The sequence below is a fragment of the Nocardiopsis lambiniae genome, assembly GCF_031845465.1.
GTDB lineage: Bacteria > Actinomycetota > Actinomycetes > Streptosporangiales > Streptosporangiaceae > Nocardiopsis > Nocardiopsis lambiniae.
Window position 1 is genome coordinate 45,038 of record NZ_JAVREP010000003.1, and the last position, 16,654, is coordinate 61,691.

Genomic DNA, 16,654 nt, shown 5'->3' on the forward strand with positions numbered 1-16,654 from the left:
CTTGGCAGCGTACCCGCTCACCTGTGCGCGGGTACGACGCTCACCCCCGTTGAGGGGGGTGCTTTCGTGCGATTCTCCCGATCGGGGAGGCTTCGAGAGGCCTCGGGGTGTGCGACCCGACAGGTCCCGTGGTGTGGGACACAGTTCTCGGGGCGCCCCTCGAAGGCCTCTCGGAACCTCCCCGGTCGATCAGACCCGGACCGACAGCCGGGCGTCGGCCCCGCCCGGGAAGGCCCCGGACCGGAGATCGTCGGTCCCCTCGTCACAGCCGGTGCGGCGCTTGCGCAGGAGTACGGTGACCCGCGGTTCCCCCTCGAAGTACACCTCGTCCATGAGGCGTCGCATCAACAGAATGCCCCTGCCCGATTCTGAGTCCAGTTCGGGGAGGGGCGGGGGTCGTTCCGAGGAGAAGCGCTCCGCGAGCGCCTCGGAATCGGGCGCTCTGCCGGTATGGGATATCCGTACCTCGCACCAATCGGGGTCGATCTCGGCGTCGATGCGGTAGACCGCGGTGGATCCACCGTGTTCGATCGCGTTGGCGGATGCCTCGGAGGCGGCCAGGAGGAAGTCGTCGACGCAGCCTCGGCATAACCCGGCCCGCGACAGGAGGGTTCCGAGGATGTCACGTACGACGGCGACCGTGTACGCCCGCCGTGGGAGGGAGATCGAGAAGACGGCGTCCATGAATAACACCTCTCGTGCTCCGTTGTCGCTCGTGGGCTCTGTGCGTCAAGGAGCCTTCCCGAGGGAGCCGTACGTAAAACGACCGGTGACTCCCTCATGGGACATCGCCGGTCGTTTCATGGCACATCAGGCACGGCGGACACTCGGCACGCTTTCGGTCAAAGACCTTTATTCGCGTGGGTGTCCGGTCGGATCAGGAGGCCACGTGGACCCGGAACTCCTCGATGACGGTGTTGGCGAGGAGGGTCTCGGCCAGACGGCGGACGTCGGCGATCTTGGCCTCGTCCACCTCGCCCTCGACCTCGACCTCGAAGCGCTTGCCCTGGCGGACCTGTTCGATCCCCTCGAAACCCAGACGCGAGCAGGCACCGGCGATCGCCTGACCCTGCGGGTCCAGGATCTCGGGCTTGAGCATGACGTCAACAACGACGCGGGCCACAGGGTCCTCCACAAGAGAAATGGGTGTGCCGCCCTCGGTCCGGCCGCGGCTCCCCGGCCGGGCGGACCCCTCTCCGTACTGCTCGGAGCGGGCGACGCCAGAGTACGGCACACGCGGGTGCGGTGCGGTCGATGAGTCCTTCGTCACTCCGGGGGAGCGCGTTCGGAACCGCCGATGCCGGGAATACACCCAAGTCCCCGTGGTGTCGAAGAAAGCGAGGTTTTTTACCGCATGCTGACCCCTGCAAGCGAGTGTTTCGGTACGTTCGTGACTCGGATCACTCCGATTGATGTCATCATTGAGGACACGAGGTGGCGTCTAACAGGGTGGAAGTGATCGTCCGGTCGTCCTGAGGGGGAATCTTGACGACTATCGAAATGGAACGCACCGCCACGCGGGACCACGACGGGGAGCAGTCACTCGACTTCGCCACCGCGGTCACGCCGTTCGCCGACCAGCTCTATCCCACGGCCCTGCGGATGACCCGCAACCCGGCCGACGCAGAAGACCTCGTTCAAGAGACGTTCGCCAAGGCCTTCGCCAATTTCCACCAGTTCCGCGCCGGCACCAATCTGCGTGCCTGGCTCTACCGGATCTTGACCAACACCTTCATCAACAGCTACCGCAAGAAGCAGCGGGAGCCTCGTCAGGAGACCACCGACGAGATCAAGGACTGGCAGCTCGCCGCCGCCGAGGCGCACACCTCCTCGGGTATGCGGTCGGCCGAGAACGAGGTCCTGGACCGCCTGCCCGACTCCGACATCAAGCAGGCGCTCGCGCGACTGCCCGAGGAGTTCCAGGAGGTCATCTACCTCGTCGACATCGAGGGCTACGCCTACAAGGAGGTGGCCGAGCGCATGGGCACCCCGTTGGGGACCGTGATGTCCCGGTTGCACCGCGCCCGTCGCCAGCTCCGCGAGATGCTCACCGACTACGCCCGCGAACGCGGCATGCGCGTGCCGGCCGAGCGCTGACACGCCCCCGGGTCGCGCGCCGAACGCCCATCGGTGGGACACGGCCATGGGCCCCCGGCGCCCGACGGGAGGGCTGGAACCCCGAACCCGTGCCGCGGACCCGCCCCGCGTCGTCGATCGACGCCCACCGGCATCCCTGTCCCGGGTGCCCCGTCCCCCGGACGTCCCGAAGCCCGGACTCCCGGCGCCTGCGGGCTCCCGGCGTCCCCGGAATCCGGGGACCCCGAGGCCCGGAAACCCCGAGAGCCGCCCCGAGAGGGTTTTCGGACAGACCCCTTCGCCACGCTCCGTGGCCGGACCCGGCCGCACGTCGCTCCGCGGCCGGACGCTCCCGACCCCGTGCCGGGGTTCTTCCCGAACCGGCGTCCCCATGGGCCGCCCAAGTCGTTGGAAGGCCTTGTACATGCTAGGAAGCCCTGCTAAACGCCCCTGTCCGGCATCGGGGATCATGGGGCGCGCAGCTTAAAAGGTGATGCTGAGGTCTTGCGCTCGCCATGGTGAGTTCTGTCACCATATGGTGAGGTCTGCGCGATACCCACCACCCCGGGTGCGCGCGGCGATCCGGCCGATCAGCGTTCACCCACGCGAATTCGGCCCCGAACACCCGAGGAGCGACGTGTCGGACACCACCGCGCACGAGGAACCGGAGCTCATCCAGCTCCTGACACCGGAAGGGGAGCTGACGGGACACCCCGGCTACCCCCTGGAGATCACCGCGGACGAGATCCGCGACCTGTACCGCGACCTGGTACTGGTCCGCCGGGTCGACAGTGAGGCCGTCTCCCTGCAACGCCAGGGCGAACTGGGCCTGTGGGCCTCGCTGCTGGGCCAGGAGGCCGCGCAGATCGGCTCCGGCCGCGCCCTGCGCGAGCACGACATGGCCTTCCCCTCCTACCGCGAGCACGCCGTCGCCTGGTGCCGCGGCATCGAGCCCAAGGAACTGCTCGGCATGTTCCGTGGCGTCACCAACGGTGGCTGGGACCCCCACGAGCAGGGTTTCCACCTGTACACGATCGTCATCGGCAGCCAGGCCCTGCACGCCACCGGATACGCGATGGGCGTGCAGCGCGACGGCGCCGTGGGCGAGGACGGCACCGCTGTCATCACCTACTTCGGCGACGGCGCCACGAGCCAGGGCGACACCAACGAGGCGTTCAACTTCGCCTCGGTGAACAACGCCCCCGTGGTGTTCTTCTGCCAGAACAACCAGTGGGCCATCTCCGAGCCCCTGGAGCGCCAGGCCCGCGTGCCCATCTACAAGCGCGCCGCCGGCTTCGGCTTCCCCGGTGTCCGCGTGGACGGCAACGACGTGCTGGCCGTGCTCGCCGTCACCCGCGCCGCCCTGGACAACGCCCGCGAGGGCAACGGGCCCACCCTGGTGGAGGCGTTCACCTACCGCATGGGCGCCCACACCACCAACGACGACCCCACCCGGTACCGCGACGCGGCCGAACTCGACGAGTGGAAGGCCAAGGACCCGATCCTGCGGGTGCGCCGGTACCTGGAGAACAACGGCCTGGCCGACGAGGAGTTCTTCGCCTCGGTCGACGCCGAGGCCGACGCCCTCGGCGAGCGGGTGCGCACCGAGTGCCGCGCCCTGCCCGACCCGGAGCCGCTGGACATCTTCCACGAGGTGTACGCCGAGCCCAACGTCCACATCGACCAGCAGCGCGCCGAGTTCGCCGAGTATCTGGCCTCCTTCGAGGCGGAAGGGGCCCGATAGCCATGACCAACCTCACGATCGGCAAGGCCATCAACGCCGGCCTGCGCGCCGCCATGGAGCACGACCCCAAGGTCCTCGTCATGGGCGAGGACGTCGGCAAGCTCGGCGGCGTCTTCCGGGTCACCGACGGCCTGTACAAGGACTTCGGGGCCGACCGGGTCATCGACACGCCCCTCGCCGAGTCCGGCATCGTCGGCACCGCCATCGGCATGGCGCTGCGCGGCTACCGGCCGGTGGTGGAGATCCAGTTCGACGGGTTCTTCTTCCCGGCCGCGAACCAGACCTTCACCCAGCTCGCCAAGATGCGCCGGCGCTCCGCGGGCAAGCTCAGCGTTCCCATCGTCATGCGCATCCCCTACGGCGGCGGCATCGGCGCGGTCGAGCACCACAGCGAGTCCCCGGAGTCCTACTTCCTGCACACCGCCGGTCTGCGGGTGATCAGCGTCGCCAACGCCGTGGACGCCTACTGGATGATCCAGCAGGCCGTCCGCAGCGATGACCCGGTGATCTTCCTGGAGCCCAAGCGGCGCTACTACGAGAAGTCCGAGGTGGACACCGAGGCGTCCATCACCGAGGCCGCCCCGATGGGCGCGGCCCGGATCGCGCGCCCCGGCACCGACGTCACCCTCCTCGCCTACGGGCCCATGATCAAGACCGCCCTCCAGGCGGCCGAGGCCGACACCGAGCACTCCATCGAGGTCATCGACCTGCGGTCGCTGTCCCCCGTGGACTACCCGACCGTCTTCGAGTCCGTGAAGCGGACCGGGCGCCTGGTGGTCGCGCACGAGGCCACCCTCACCGGCGGGCCGGGCGCGGAGATCGCCGCCCGGGTCACCGAGGCGTGCTTCTACCACCTGGAGTCCCCGGTCATCCGGGTCGCCGCGTTCGACACCCCGTACCCGCAGTCCCGGCTGGAGGAGTACTACCTCCCGGACCTGGACCGGGTTCTGGACGGGGTCGACCGGGCGTTCGCGTACTAGGGATCGGGGAGACCGAAGGACATGGCGATTCAGAAGAACGCCCCCGCCGTGGGCGGCGTGCACTCGTTCAAACTGCCCGACGTGGGCGAAGGACTGGTCGACGCCGAGATCCTCACCTGGTTCGTGAAGCCGGGTGACGTGATCGAGGTCAACCAGATGATCTGCGAGATCGAGACCGCCAAGGCGGTCGTCGAGCTGCCGAGCCCGTTCGCGGGCACGGTCAAGGAGTTGCTGGTCGAGGAGGGGCAGACGGTGGACGTCGGCACGGTGATCATCACCGTGGACGACGGCACCGGCGGCAGCGACGCCCCGGACGCCGGGTCCGGCGCCCCGGCCGAGGCCGAGGAGGTGCGGGAGAAGCCGCTGGTGGGCTACGGCGAGAAGGCCGCCGCCACCCAGCGTCGGGCGCGTCGCCGCCCGGGGGCCCCGGGCCCGGTGTCGCCGACCCCGGCCGCCAAGCCCGCCGCGACGCCGGCCCCACCGGTCGCGGTGGCCCCGGCCGCCGTGGCGACCCAGGGACGGCCGCTGGCCAAGCCGCCGGTGCGCAAGCTCGCCAAGGACCTCGGGGTGAACCTGGCGACGGTCACGCCGTCGGGTGCGGGCGGGGTCATCACCCGCGACGACGTTCACTCGGCCGTCCAGGGCACGACCGCCCCGGAACCGGTCGACGCCCCGACGCCGGAGGCCGCGCCGGTCGCGGCACCGGAGACCGCCGGTGCGGTGGACCGCTCCGCGCGCGAGCGGCGCGTGCCCATCAAGGGCGTGCGCAAGGCGACGGCGGCGGCGATGGTGGGCAGCGCGTTCACCGCGCCGCACGTCACCGAGTTCCTCCAGGTGGACGTCACCCGCACGATGAAGGCCGTCGCGCGGCTGCGCGAGCACCCGGACTTCGCGGGTGTGCGGGTGTCGCCGCTGCTCATGGTCGCCAAGGCGCTGTTGCTGGCGATCAAGCGCAACCCGGAGGTCAACGCCTCGTGGGACGAGGCGAACCAGGAGATCGTGGTCAAGGACTACGTGAACCTGGGGATCGCCGCCGCGACCGAACGCGGTCTGGTGGTGCCCAACGTCAAGGACGCCAACGCCAAGACGCTGCCGCAGCTGGCGGCGGCGCTCAAGGAGCTGACGGACACGGCGCGGTCGGGCAAGGTGAGCCCGGCGGACATGTCGAACGGGACCATCACCATCACCAACGTCGGTGTGTTCGGCGTGGACGCGGGAACCCCGATTCTCAACACGGGTGAGGCGGCGATCCTGGCGTTCGGTCAGATCCGCGACATGCCGTGGGTGCACAAGGGGAAGTTGAAGATCCGCAAGGTCACGACGCTGTCGTTGTCGTTCGACCACCGGCTGGTCGACGGGGAGCTGGGGTCGAAGGTGTTGCGCGACATCGGCGCGGCGCTGGAGGATCCGGAGCTCACATCGCTCGCATGGGGGTAGTCTGCTGCGAACCGCGCCGTCGGGGCTGACGGTGCGATGCCGGCCCTCGGGGACTCGTCCCCGGGGGCCGCGCGCGTGTCAGGGGGCGTGGCCTCGGGGCGCAGAGGGCTCGGGGCCCGGGGGCGGCTCAGGGGGCGGCGCGGGAGGCCGGTCCGAACCGTTCCAGGGCGCTACGGAGGCGGGGGAGTACGGGGTGACCGTGTTCGTCGTGTTGGTCGGGGGACACGAGGAAGGCGATGGGGGCGTCACCGCGCGGGTTCGTCACCCCGGTGCGTTCGCTCCACTCGTGGTCGGGTTCCCGGTCTTCCACGAAGGTGAGGAGCACGGCGTGGGCGGAGCCCTCCCGGGTGGGCGATACCCGGACTTCTTCCAGGTCGGCCCATTCCACCGAGTAGCTGCGGTCGGGGCGGCGTACGCGGCGCAGGTCCAGGACGGTGGGCCTCGGTGGTGGGAGAACGGGGGCATGAGGGCTCCTGACGCTCGGCTGGGGGACCCTGTCGGGAGTTGGACGTGCCGGTGTCGTGGGGGGTGCGGCGTTAGGCCCGTTCGGGGGATGGTGAGGGGAGGTGGCCGGTGGCGTGGGGGAGTCCCGGACCAGGGTGTTCCCCGCCAGGCCGGCCACCTCCACGCAGTCGCTCGGGTTGCCGTACGAGGACTTGCGGGAGTCGTGGGTGAGAGCCATGGTCCACCCCTCGCCGGTGTGGTGGGGTCGGTTCGGCACCACCGGTCTACCCGTAGTCCGCCACGTTCATGGCGGCCATGTCCGGTCCGGCTCACTTCTGTGCGGGCGGAAGCCATCGGGGCGGAGCCGATGCGGGATCGCGCCAGGTAACGCGATGACCCCTAGAATCCACCCACCAACAGTCGGGACCTTGTCCTTGTGCGGCTGTTCAGGACCGAAGCGTGTCGATCAGGGCCGTCCATTCCCGTAGGCAGAAGGCGAGATGTCCGGCCTCGCGGTTCTGGGTGTCACGGACCGCTGCGCCGCCGGGTAGGTCCGCTACCTCAACGCAGTTCTCGGTTCGGGCACCCGAATAGGAGGACTTGCGAAAGATCAGGTCGTGGGATTGCATCTCATGCTTCCTTGGCTGGGTGGGTCGGGTAGCAGGTCCTCCATGAACTGGATGGACTCCTGGACCCCCAGGGCGCTTGCGCTCACATACTGATACACCAGGTCGAACGCCTCAACGTCATTTGCGTCGTCAAGCACCTGTTGACGGGCCGCGCTCTCGGTGTACACCAACCCGGAGTCTTCGGCGAAGTCCAGGATGGTGAATCCTCCAGCGATAGCGGCGTGCAGACCTGCGATGTCCGGGAGTACCTGAACTCTCAGGTCAGGGCGCTGAATCGTGATGAGGTGCTGGATCTGTTGCTCGCGGAGCTCGACTGGGATCTTGCGCAAGGCGGCCTCATCAAGGATGCACCAGTAGGTGGGACCATCGGCTTGAGGATCGAGAATCCGTTGCCGGAGCATGCGGGCTTCGACTCGTCGATCGATCTCTTCCTGATCCACGATCCCACCGCCGACCACGACCGCACGGGCGTACACCTGTGTCTGCAAGAGCCCGGGAACCACGGTCAGACCGACATCACGGATGCGTGAGGCTCCGGGTTCCAGCCCGGTCAGCTCACCTTGGCCGATCACATCGGCGTAGCTGGCCCACCATCGCTTCTGACGGGCTTCCTTGGCGAGCCGCATGAACTCGTCGCGCTCAGAGAGATCGGAAATCCCGTAGATGTCGAGCAGGACCTCGACGTCCTCAAGCTTGGGCCTTACCCACTCATCCCGTTCCAGACGGGTGATTTTTGATGCGGACCACCGAGTGGCACCCAGTTCCCGTGCTCTTTCGGTGACCTGGTCGGCCGTCAGCCCCGCAGTTTCCCTGCTCTCGCGCAACAGACGTGAGAGCCGTCGCTTGCTCAGGGGAGGAGAACTGGTCATCAGGACTCCTTGATCGGAGGCGGACTGCGATGTGCTCCTTGATCCTACGCTCGCACCTTGGTTTCCGGACATTTTGACCATCGCCAACCTTAAAGTTAGGGATCTACGGAGAATGTTCTCACCAATTTGAAAGTTGGTCTTGCATTTTTTGGGCCCCGGGCTGACCATGGAGCTACCTGATGCAGTTGCCGGGCCTCCCCGGCACCCCTTACCGGAGGTGTGCGCCCATGGCGCGATACCTGAACTGTTCCGAGCTGGTGGCCGCCCGCTACCTGGCCCTGGAAGCGCTGCGGTGGCGCAGGCCCCGTCGCGCTGCACGAGCCCGCATGTACGTCGTCCACTGGGGGCGTGACCTGACCCCGCTCGCCAGGGTCGTGCGCCGCTGGTTGCAGGAGGTGGCCTGATGGGCATCCACATGAACGACCTTTTGGCCGAGGCCATCGAGGCCCTGAACGGCGACCCGGCCCCGGCCGTGGTGGCGGCGGTCCGTGACGCGCTGTCCCGGTTGCGCGAGACCGACGACCCCGTCCTCGCGCTGGCAGGGTTGGACGCGTTTTTGGAGGGGGGATGTTGATCCCGCCGCTCTGTAACGAATCCCGTCTGGACCATCAGGGCCGGTTGAGCACCTGCCACCTGGAGACCGGGCATCCCGGCCCGCACGAGGACGCCAGGGGCGAGACCTGGGAACCCCCGGGCGTCGTGCTGGAACGCCTGCGCAAGACCTGGGGCCGTACCCATCGGATCGCCTGGACCGGTTCGTTGTGGATGGCCACCGCCTACGACCGCACCTCGCACTGGCGCACCGAGATCGAGCCCACCCCTGATCAGTTGGAGGAACGCCTGCGTACCCGCGCCAAGGCCGCGCCCTCCCCGATTCCGCGACCGCGCGCTTCCGGCCTGGACGCCACCGAGCCGCGATGACCGGGGCGTGCGGTCCGTCCGCAGGGGGCGTGCTCGGTGTCCCGTACACGACGGAACCCGGCCCTCCCGGGGGGACCGCCCGCCTTACCCACCGCAACACGTCCGGGCGCGGGCGAAGGTGTGCGCGCGTCCGGACGGCCTTTCTCCCCCGCGATATTCCGAATAGGAGACGACATGGCGGCTTCCGCTATGAGGATCGCTCGCATCGACGCACCGGAACCGGCACCGACCCGGGCCCTCGTCCTTCTTCCCACCCCCACGGCCGCTGTCTGCGGCATGTGCAACGGGCAGCGCGGATGGTGGGAGACCACCGACGGCCAGTCGCCGGGCAAGGCCATCCGCCGTTGGATCGCCTGCTCGGGCTGCAAGGGAACGGGGGAGGTCTGATGGGGAACACCGAGAACATGGACCACCTCTCCTCGGCCCTGTCCCTCGCCGACGACCTCCTGACGAACGGCGTTCCGGACCGGATCGCCGGGCTGTTCGGCAAGGTGCCCCGGCACCTCTTCCTCCCGGACCTCCTCTGGACCGAGGACCGTCGTCGGCTGGACCGCGCCACCGAACCCGACGAGTGGTGGGACGCCGTCTACAGCGATCAGGCCCTGGTCACCCAGCGGGACGACGGCCGCCCGAACGGACCGGGCGTCCCGACCTCCTCGTCCTCCGCGCCGACGGTGATGGCGCGCATGCTCATGGCGGCGGTGTGCGAACCGAGGCGACACGTGCTCGAAATCGGCACGGGAACGGGGTTCAACGCCGCGCTGCTGTCGGAAGTCGTGGGCGACGACCACGTGACCAGTGTTGAGATCGACCCGGGCCTGGCCGGTGTCGCCCGCGCCGCACTGCGTGAGGCGGGGTACGCGCCCGGGGTGATCACGGGGGACGGTGAGGCGGACCTGCCGGACGGCGCGTTCGATCGGCTCATCGCCACCTGCACGTTCTCCAGGATTCCAGGGGCCTGGCGGCGTCGGCTCGTCGACGGCGGGCGGGTCGTCGCCCCGTGGGCTCCGGATCCGGGGCTGCCGGGCGGGGCGCTCGCGGTTCTGGACGCGGTCGCTCCGGGAGTGCTAGAAGGGCGTTTCGAGGGGACGCTGTCGTTCATGTGGGCGCGCGGTCAGCGCTATGTGTCGGGGCCGGCCCCGGACCCGGAGGCGACACCGGACCGGGCGGAGTCGCGCGACGGGGATCCGCGTGAGCCTTTGCTGGAAGGGGAAACGACGGTGCTGCTGTCACTGCTGGTTCCGCAGTGGCGGATGGGCATGCACGTGGAGCCGGGGGCGGTGGAGCCGTATCTCTGGGTGGCGTCCACAGGCTGTGGATCGTGGGCGCGACTGTACGGGGACGGGCGTGTGGAGCAGAGCGGATCTCGTCTGCTGGTGGACGAGTTCGACGCGGCCTTGGGGCGGTGGCGGTCGTGGGGTGAGCCCGGGGTGGAACGCTTCGGTTTGACGGTGGACGCTCGGAGCGGTCTTCATCGCCTGTGGCATGAGACCCCGGAGCGGCTGCTCTGGTCTCTGCCCCACCCACCAGAGGCATAGCGCACGCCCGCCTTCACGAGGTAGAAACGACTGCGAGGACCACATGAACCCTTGGGGGATATGTCCGTTTCTTGGAAAGTTGCAAAATCGGCTGGTTTCCATTGGAATCTTCGCAGGTCATTTACTGTGCTCCCCGCGCACGCGGGGATGGTCCCTACGGCTACTCCGGGACCGTGGACGCGGTCAAGTGCTCCCCGCGCACGCGGGGATGGTCCCACGCCCCCACCCGGAAACCTACCGCCGGATCAGTGCTCCCCGCGCACGCGGGGATGGTCCCTGGTGGGCGATCGAAGGATGGGCGCTCGCGCAGTGCTCCCCGCGCACGCGGGGATGGTCCCTGTGGTGCGACCTGACGGACGGGCACGACGGGGTGCTCCCCGCGCACGCGGGGATGGTCCCCGGCTCGGCGTCCTCGACGGGTGCCGGCTGCTGTGCTCCCCGCGCACGCGGGGATGGTCCCGCGCCGCTGCCCCCGCCCTGGCTGTCCGAGCAGTGCTCCCCGCGCACGCGGGGATGGTCCCCCTGGTCGCCCTCGGGATGGCGGTGACGGCGAGTGCTCCCCGCGCACGCGGGGATGGTCCCGCGACCAGGCGCACCCGGTGCGCGTCGACGGGGTGCTCCCCGCGCACGCGGGGATGGTCCCCTCATCCACCCGGGCCAGCACCAGCGGGTAGGGTGCTCCCCGCGCACGCGGGGATGGTCCCGCCTTCTCCGCGTGGTCGGCGGACCGGTGGTCGTGCTCCCCGCGCACGCGGGGATGGTCCCGCGGCCACCAGCGGGGCCGGGGGTGCCCCGATGTGCTCCCCGCGCACGCGGGGATGGTCCCGCGGCCTCGGGCACGCCATGGAGCATCTGCTCGTGCTCCCCGCGCACGCGGGGATGGTCCCGTGGGGCGGCCGGGCCGCGGGTCCCGACCGTCGTGCTCCCCGCGCACGCGGGGATGGTCCCGCCCCGGTTATGGACTCGATCAGGGACCCGTCGGTGCTCCCCGCGCACGCGGGGATGGTCCCGGGTACAGCACCGGGGTGGGTTTCGGAACGGGGTGCTCCCCGCGCACGCGGGGATGGTCCCGAGGCGCGTCCCGACAGGCTGCTCGACTCTGTGTGCTCCCCGCGCACGCGGGGATGTTTCCAGCGACTGGAAGGAGGTGAACGGTGATGGCTAGTGCTCCCCGCGCACACGGGGAGGGTCCCGGGTTGTTCCTTCGGTCAGAGATTTCGCCAATGTGTTTCTTATATTTGAGGCAAGGGCGAAAATAGTAGACAAGGGTCAATTGTTCTCAAAATGGACACCTGGAATCTCTGTCATCTAACGGTGGTCGCGGATGAACGTCATGGGTGGGTATAGTTCGGGGAGAAAAATTCATGACAGCTGAACCGGTCGAACCGCACGGCATGGCGGCCGAGTTGGCCGAAGCTCTGGCCGACCGTGGTCTGATCCTGGTATCTGCCGCCTACTTGGAAGAGCTTGAGGGCATCGCTGATAGCGCGGTGATCAAAGCTCGCGCCGACGAGGAGACGGTCCCTTTTCGGGTCGAGGACTACGAGTGAGCTGTTGCACGGTCGAGATCACCACTTCGGCGCAGAAATAACTGCGTAAACTTGACCCCTTGGTGCGTAAGCGTGTCGTCCAATCGATTGCCGATCTCGCCGAGGAACCCCGCCCTGTCGGCTGCAAGAAACTCAAAGCCAGATACGGTTATCGCATTCGCATCGGAAACCACCGAGTGATCTACACGATCGATGACGGCCAAGTCACCGTCGTGGTCGTCAAGATCGGTCCTCGCGGAGACGTGTACGACCGGTGAACTCCGTCCGTCTCTCTGCCGCCTTGCCGTGGCCGACCAGCCGGACTCTCACACTCGACTCCGTACGAACTCCGCTCCGGCACATGCTGATCTCGCCACCACCAAGAGTGCTCCCCGCGCACGCGGGGATGGTCACATGCCCTCGGGTACGTGCACGGTCAACTCACCCGACCCCCACATGCGGACGGAACACAGAGGGCCGGTGCGCTGTGCGCACCGGCCCCGACCGCGAGGTGGGGCCCGCCCCCCAAGGGGGAGGGGGACGGACCCGCAACCCTGATTGTTCCCCGGCGTGTCGGTGCGGACACCTGAGGTTTCCCGCTCCCGAACCAACACCCCCGACACCCCACCGCCCTACCGACCCACCGGTCGGCCCGGTCAGATCGGCGAGATGACCAACCCGTACACCAGCCCGATCGCCGTCACCGCCAGCCCAGCCAGGGCCGCCAACGACAGGTGGACCCGCGAGAACGGCCGCAGCCACCCCCGTGCCAAACACACCCCGACGAGCACCGTCGACACCAGCGCCAACACCCCCGCCACCGTCAGCGGCACCGTCAACGCCGGCGACCTCTCGATCAACCAGATCTGGGCCCGGTGCAGGTCCATGATCCCGTAGACCAACAGCCCCACCCCTGTGAACGCAGCCAGCGCCGTCGCCGTCAACGTCACCCGCGTCGCCAGGGTGAACCCGTTCCCCGACCGCTGCACCGGGATCAGCACCGTCAACAGCACCAGCAGCCCCGCACCCGCGATGAGCAGGTGGGTCGCCGGCGTCCCCAGGGCACCCGTGCGGGTGTACACGTTGGTCGGGTTCGCGTCGAAGGCCACGGCGACCACCTGCCCGTCGCGTTCCACGAAGCCGAGGACGTCGGTGCCGTTCTCGGCGACGAACACCCCCTCGTCCACCGACACCGGCAGCCACCGCTCGTCCGCCGCGAACTCCCCGATCACCGACAGGGTGCCGTCACCCGCGTCGCTCACCGTCACGTTGTCGAACAGCGTCACCAGCTTCGCCGGCCCCGACACCGGCCGCCGGGAGGTCACGTACGTCCCCTCGAACCCGCTCAGGTCGGCAGCGGGATCCGCCGCCCCCGCGGGCGGCTCCTGCGGCGCGAACGTCTCCAGGAACTCGGTGACCACGGCCATCCGCAGGTCCAGGAACGGGTTCCCCTCCGCCGCGTCGTCCCCGTTCACCGCCACGAACACGCCCGCGCCGAGCTCCGGCACGACCGCGTACCCCGTGTGCATCCCGGGCAGGTCGCCCCCGTGCCCGAAGGCCGGTGAGTCCCCGGCCCGCCACTGGTAGGTCCCGTAACCCATCCCCGTGATGGCGGGGTGCATCTCCTGCTGCCGGCCGAGCATCGCCTCGACCACCCCGGCGGGCAGCGCCTCCTCCCCGTCGACGCGCCCCTCGTCCAGCAGGGCCGTCATGAACCGGCCCATGTCGTCGACGGTGGTCACCGCCGCGCCCGCGGGTGCGTCCATGATGTACAGGTCCTCCGCCGGGGTGCCGTCCACCAGGTGCGGGGTCACCAACGGGCGCTCGGCGCGGGCGTCCGGGATCTGCGTGAACGCCGTGTCCTCCATCCCCAGCGGCTCGAACACGTGCAGGCGCGCGTACTCCTCGAAGGGGACCCCCGACACCTCCTGCACGATGTACCCCGCCAGCGCCAGCCCGTAGTTGGAGTAGGCCGTGTACTCGCCCGGCGCGAACAGCGGCTCCGGGACCGCCGTGCGGACGGCCTCACCGAGTTCGCTGCCCTCGTCCCCGCCCAGGCGTTCCAGCATCTCCGCGAACCCCGGGGTGTGGGTGAGCAGGTCGTGCAGGGTGATGGTCTCCCCCGGCAGCCGCACGTCCTCCGGAAGGTAGGTGTTCACGTCCTCGGTCAGGTCCAGCCGACCCTCCTCCACCAGCGTGAGCACGGCGGCGGCGGTGAACGACTTGGCCACCGACGCCGTCGGGAACACGTGCACCGCCGGGTCCAGCGGCGACCCCTCCGCCAGGTCGGCGTGACCGTGGGCGACCGTGGCGATCGGCCCGTCGGCGGTGACGATCGTCACCGCCACCCCCGGCGCCCCGTACTCCTCCAGGAGTTCGGCGACCCGGGTGTCGGTGAACTCGCCGGCGCTCTCCACGGTCAACGGCGTGGCGGCGGCCGAGACCGCGGGTGTGGGGACTCCGGTCGGATCGGCGGAGGCCGGAGTGGCCGCGATCGGGACGGCGAGCACGAACGCGGCCGCCGCCGGTGAGACGAGGCGCGTCATGAGACCGGGCATCGGTTCTCTCTTCGTGGGGGGTGGATGTCCTTTCCGAACCTATGTCCCCGTACCGACGGGAACACTGATGCCAACAGGCCGAAGCATGGTGGTACTCACCCCACCTCCGATGGGGGCCGGCACCCCCGTCCGGGCGGTCCGCCCGGCGACCGTCCGAAGCGACCTCCCCTTCACGGAACCGACACCGTGCCGCCGGTGTCTCACGAGGTATCGGGAACGATCGAGCCGAGGAGTCACCCCCCATGACCTCACCACCCGCCATCGCTCCGGCGCGGGCCGTGGCCGTCTGCGCGTCGGTGACCGCGTCGGCACTCCTGCTGACCGGTTGCGGCATCGTCCTCGACCTCACGGGCGGACGCGAGACACCCGTCGTCGAGGAACCCACCGAAGAGGAGGTGGACCCCCGCCCCGAACCGGCCGACCTGGCCTTCCCCTACACCCGTGAAGGCCAGATCTTCCAGGACAACGGGCAGGACTCCACCCTGCGCTTCGCCATCACCGGCCTGGAGCGCACCGACGAGTACACCGTCCTCTACTACGAGAACACCTACGTCGACCACTTCCAGGGCATCGTCACCAACCTGTCCATGCCCAACACGCTCATCGACCCGGTCAGCGGCCGGGCGTTCTGGGAGATCACCGACGAGGAGGGCTACTACTACGGTTCGGTCGCCCCGACCCCCGACGGCTACCCCGTCGAGGTGGGCGCCACCAACCGGTACCGCCGCTACTTCCCGCGCCTGCCCGACCAGATCAGGCAGATCACGTTCGTGGGCAGCGGACTGGGCGCGATGACCGGCATCCCCGTGGTGGACGTCGAGGAGGAGCAGCCCGACCCCGAGAACCCCAACGGCCCCGACCTGGTCGTCACGGGACCCGCGTACGGCGACATCGTCGAGTTCGAGAACCGGCGTCCCGACCCCGGGGCCGAGGAGTGGATCGGCGAACAGGAGAGCTTCGTCGACTCCGACGTCGCCTCCACCACCCGTGAGGGCGACACCGAGACCGTGGCGCTGAAGGCCGACGTCATGTTCGACTTCGACTCGGCCGAACTCACCGACGAGGCGGAGGAGGTCGTGCGCAGCGCGGCCCGCTCGGTGGAGCGCAACATCGACCCCGCCGACTCCGAGATCACCGTCATCGGGCACACCGACGGGCGCGGCTCCGACTCCTACAACGAGGAGCTCTCCGAGGAGCGGGCCGAGACCGTCCGCGACGTCCTGGAGGAGGAACTGGGCTCCGGCTACGACTTCGTGGTGGAGGGCCGCGGCTCCGAGGAACTCATCGCCGAGGAGGGCGGCTCCGACGACGAGGAGGCGCGCGCCCGCAACCGTCGCGTCGAGTTCTCCTACGTCGTCGACCGCTCCGACGAGGGCGCCACCTCCGGGCGGGACGAGGGTCTGCTGGGCTCCAGCGAACGGCACGTCTTCCCGCCGGCCGGATTCGTGGAGGACGACACCGCCGAGGTGGTCGCCTCCGCCACCGACGACGACGTGCGCCTGGACGTGCATCCGCTGCGCCGCGACGGCGCCTACGTGATCAGCACGGTGTCGCTCACCAACACGGGGGACGAACCGGTCCTGCCCGACATGGGCGGCGGCGACGCCGTCATCCCGGGCGCGCCCACCGAGTTCAGCCAGGGCGCGCTGGGCGGGTTCCAGCTCTTGGAGCCCGACACCGACCTGGTCAGGTACGTGACGGTGCTCAACTTCGGCGGTCAGAGCTACACGGGCTTCGCCGACGAGGTCCACGAGATGCAGCCCGACAACACCTACCAGCTGGTCGCGGTGTTCCCCGCGCCGCCCCGCGACGTGGAGACGCTGACCCTGCGCGCCGGTCCCTTCGGTGAGATCGAGGACGTGCCCTTCACCGAGTGACCTCCCGGGAACGGCCCGGACCGGCCCCGTCTCCGCCGCGCGGAGGCGGGGC

The 16,654-nt window shown here is 69.3% G+C and carries 18 protein-coding genes and 1 CRISPR repeat array; of the genes, 12 read left to right on the forward strand and 6 right to left on the reverse strand.

Translation table 11 applies throughout. The annotated features are described in order from the left end of the window. Positions 1–189 precede the first annotated feature (189 nt). Together RM479_RS06315 and purS are read right to left on the reverse strand one after the other, a co-directional pair. Positions 190–684: an ATP-binding protein gene (locus RM479_RS06315; RefSeq protein WP_311510775.1), complete on the reverse strand. Its 495-nt coding sequence runs from the start codon at positions 682–684 to the stop codon at positions 190–192. A 193-nt stretch (positions 685–877) separates the two neighbouring features. After that, positions 878–1,123 carry a phosphoribosylformylglycinamidine synthase subunit PurS gene (gene purS / locus RM479_RS06320; RefSeq protein WP_274810668.1) on the reverse strand — a complete coding sequence of 82 codons (246 nt, stop codon included), beginning with the start codon at positions 1,121–1,123 and terminating at the stop codon, positions 878–880. A gap of 377 nt (positions 1,124–1,500) precedes the next feature. Here purS and RM479_RS06325 point away from each other — a divergent pair, with 377 nt between their 5' ends. The 4 genes from RM479_RS06325 (at position 1,501) to RM479_RS06340 (ending at position 6,237) form a co-directional block, all read left to right on the forward strand. After that, on the forward strand, positions 1,501–2,097 hold the full coding sequence (locus tag RM479_RS06325) for a sigma-70 family RNA polymerase sigma factor (RefSeq protein ID WP_311511014.1): 597 nt from the start codon (positions 1,501–1,503) through the stop codon (positions 2,095–2,097). Between the two features lie 616 nt (positions 2,098–2,713). Continuing rightward, complete coding sequence (pdhA, locus tag RM479_RS06330; RefSeq protein WP_274810670.1) at positions 2,714–3,820, forward strand: pyruvate dehydrogenase (acetyl-transferring) E1 component subunit alpha; 1,107 nt, start codon at positions 2,714–2,716, stop codon at positions 3,818–3,820. A gap of 2 nt (positions 3,821–3,822) precedes the next feature. Further along, positions 3,823–4,800, forward strand: a complete 978-nt coding sequence (locus RM479_RS06335) for an alpha-ketoacid dehydrogenase subunit beta (RefSeq protein WP_311510776.1) — start codon at positions 3,823–3,825, stop codon at positions 4,798–4,800. Positions 4,801–4,821: 21 nt separating this feature from the next. Then, positions 4,822–6,237 (forward strand): dihydrolipoamide acetyltransferase family protein, encoded by a 1,416-nt coding sequence (locus tag RM479_RS06340; RefSeq protein WP_311510777.1) that lies wholly within the window; start codon positions 4,822–4,824, stop codon positions 6,235–6,237. Positions 6,238–6,364: 127 nt separating this feature from the next. On the opposite strand, the gene RM479_RS06345 is transcribed toward RM479_RS06340, so the two are convergent. From RM479_RS06345 to RM479_RS06355, 3 genes are all read right to left on the reverse strand, one after another. After that, positions 6,365–6,919: a DUF397 domain-containing protein gene (locus RM479_RS06345; RefSeq protein ID WP_311510778.1), complete on the reverse strand. Its 555-nt coding sequence runs from the start codon at positions 6,917–6,919 to the stop codon at positions 6,365–6,367. Positions 6,920–7,127: 208 nt separating this feature from the next. Further along, positions 7,128–7,310, reverse strand: a complete 183-nt coding sequence (locus tag RM479_RS06350) for a DUF397 domain-containing protein (RefSeq protein ID WP_311510779.1) — start codon at positions 7,308–7,310, stop codon at positions 7,128–7,130. Continuing rightward, on the reverse strand, positions 7,292–8,179 hold the full coding sequence (locus tag RM479_RS06355) for a helix-turn-helix domain-containing protein (protein ID WP_311510780.1): 888 nt from the start codon (positions 8,177–8,179) through the stop codon (positions 7,292–7,294). Before RM479_RS06355 ends, RM479_RS06350 begins: the two co-directional genes overlap by 19 nt. Positions 8,180–8,406: 227 nt before the next feature. Here RM479_RS06355 and RM479_RS06360 point away from each other — a divergent pair, with 227 nt between their 5' ends. From RM479_RS06360 to RM479_RS06390, 7 genes are all read left to right on the forward strand, one after another. Beyond that, positions 8,407–8,583, forward strand: coding sequence for a hypothetical protein (locus RM479_RS06360; RefSeq protein WP_311510781.1), 177 nt, complete (start codon positions 8,407–8,409; stop codon positions 8,581–8,583). Beyond that, complete coding sequence (locus RM479_RS06365) at positions 8,583–8,753, forward strand: hypothetical protein (protein ID WP_274810678.1); 171 nt, start codon at positions 8,583–8,585, stop codon at positions 8,751–8,753. Before RM479_RS06360 ends, RM479_RS06365 begins: the two co-directional genes overlap by 1 nt. Then, a complete protein-coding gene (locus RM479_RS06370) occupies positions 8,747–9,100 on the forward strand; it encodes a hypothetical protein (RefSeq protein WP_311510782.1) in 354 nt (117 codons plus the stop codon). Before RM479_RS06365 ends, RM479_RS06370 begins: the two co-directional genes overlap by 7 nt. A 174-nt stretch (positions 9,101–9,274) precedes the next feature. Continuing rightward, entirely contained in the window at positions 9,275–9,487 is a 213-nt protein-coding gene (locus RM479_RS06375; protein ID WP_274810680.1) for a hypothetical protein, read from the forward strand. Further along, positions 9,487–10,638 (forward strand): methyltransferase domain-containing protein, encoded by a 1,152-nt coding sequence (locus tag RM479_RS06380; RefSeq protein ID WP_311510783.1) that lies wholly within the window; start codon positions 9,487–9,489, stop codon positions 10,636–10,638. The genes RM479_RS06375 and RM479_RS06380 overlap by 1 nt, the downstream gene beginning before the upstream one ends. A 126-nt stretch (positions 10,639–10,764) precedes the next feature. Then, a CRISPR array of direct repeats spans positions 10,765–11,831; the repeat unit is 29 nt; unit sequence GTGCTCCCCGCGCACGCGGGGATGGTCCC. Positions 11,832–12,002: 171 nt separating this feature from the next. After that, positions 12,003–12,188, forward strand: coding sequence for a hypothetical protein (locus RM479_RS06385; RefSeq protein ID WP_311510784.1), 186 nt, complete (start codon positions 12,003–12,005; stop codon positions 12,186–12,188). A gap of 62 nt (positions 12,189–12,250) precedes the next feature. Next, positions 12,251–12,445, forward strand: a complete 195-nt coding sequence (locus tag RM479_RS06390; RefSeq protein ID WP_311511015.1) for a type II toxin-antitoxin system RelE family toxin — start codon at positions 12,251–12,253, stop codon at positions 12,443–12,445. Between the two features lie 378 nt (positions 12,446–12,823). Here RM479_RS06390 and RM479_RS06395 read toward each other — a convergent pair whose 3' ends face one another. Next, a complete protein-coding gene (locus tag RM479_RS06395; protein ID WP_311510785.1) occupies positions 12,824–14,725 on the reverse strand; it encodes a serine hydrolase domain-containing protein in 1,902 nt (633 codons plus the stop codon). A gap of 242 nt (positions 14,726–14,967) precedes the next feature. Between RM479_RS06395 and RM479_RS06400 the strand changes: the two genes are divergently transcribed. Continuing rightward, positions 14,968–16,602, forward strand: coding sequence for an OmpA family protein (locus RM479_RS06400; protein ID WP_311510786.1), 1,635 nt, complete (start codon positions 14,968–14,970; stop codon positions 16,600–16,602). The last annotated feature ends 52 nt before the right edge of the window (positions 16,603–16,654 follow it).

Excerpts from the sequence above, each read along its gene's own strand:
- RM479_RS06340 (WP_311510777.1), top strand. The coding sequence starts at position 4,822 with ATGGCGATTCAGAAGAACGCCCCCGCCGTGGGCGGCGTGCACTCGTTC.
- RM479_RS06360 (WP_311510781.1), top strand. The coding sequence starts at position 8,407 with ATGGCGCGATACCTGAACTGTTCCGAGCTGGTGGCCGCCCGCTACCTG.
- RM479_RS06370 (WP_311510782.1), top strand. The coding sequence starts at position 8,747 with ATGTTGATCCCGCCGCTCTGTAACGAATCCCGTCTGGACCATCAGGGC.
- RM479_RS06350 (WP_311510779.1), bottom strand. The coding sequence starts at position 7,310 with ATGCAATCCCACGACCTGATCTTTCGCAAGTCCTCCTATTCGGGTGCC.
- RM479_RS06375 (WP_274810680.1), top strand. The coding sequence starts at position 9,275 with ATGGCGGCTTCCGCTATGAGGATCGCTCGCATCGACGCACCGGAACCG.
- RM479_RS06315 (WP_311510775.1), bottom strand. The coding sequence starts at position 684 with ATGGACGCCGTCTTCTCGATCTCCCTCCCACGGCGGGCGTACACGGTC.
- RM479_RS06380 (WP_311510783.1), top strand. The coding sequence starts at position 9,487 with ATGGGGAACACCGAGAACATGGACCACCTCTCCTCGGCCCTGTCCCTC.
- RM479_RS06395 (WP_311510785.1), bottom strand. The coding sequence starts at position 14,725 with ATGCCCGGTCTCATGACGCGCCTCGTCTCACCGGCGGCGGCCGCGTTC.
- RM479_RS06345 (WP_311510778.1), bottom strand. The coding sequence starts at position 6,919 with ATGGCTCTCACCCACGACTCCCGCAAGTCCTCGTACGGCAACCCGAGC.
- RM479_RS06365 (WP_274810678.1), top strand. The coding sequence starts at position 8,583 with ATGGGCATCCACATGAACGACCTTTTGGCCGAGGCCATCGAGGCCCTG.
- RM479_RS06325 (WP_311511014.1), top strand. The coding sequence starts at position 1,501 with ATGGAACGCACCGCCACGCGGGACCACGACGGGGAGCAGTCACTCGAC.
- RM479_RS06335 (WP_311510776.1), top strand. The coding sequence starts at position 3,823 with ATGACCAACCTCACGATCGGCAAGGCCATCAACGCCGGCCTGCGCGCC.
- RM479_RS06400 (WP_311510786.1), top strand. The coding sequence starts at position 14,968 with ATGACCTCACCACCCGCCATCGCTCCGGCGCGGGCCGTGGCCGTCTGC.
- RM479_RS06385 (WP_311510784.1), top strand. The coding sequence starts at position 12,003 with ATGACAGCTGAACCGGTCGAACCGCACGGCATGGCGGCCGAGTTGGCC.
- RM479_RS06355 (WP_311510780.1), bottom strand. The coding sequence starts at position 8,179 with ATGACCAGTTCTCCTCCCCTGAGCAAGCGACGGCTCTCACGTCTGTTG.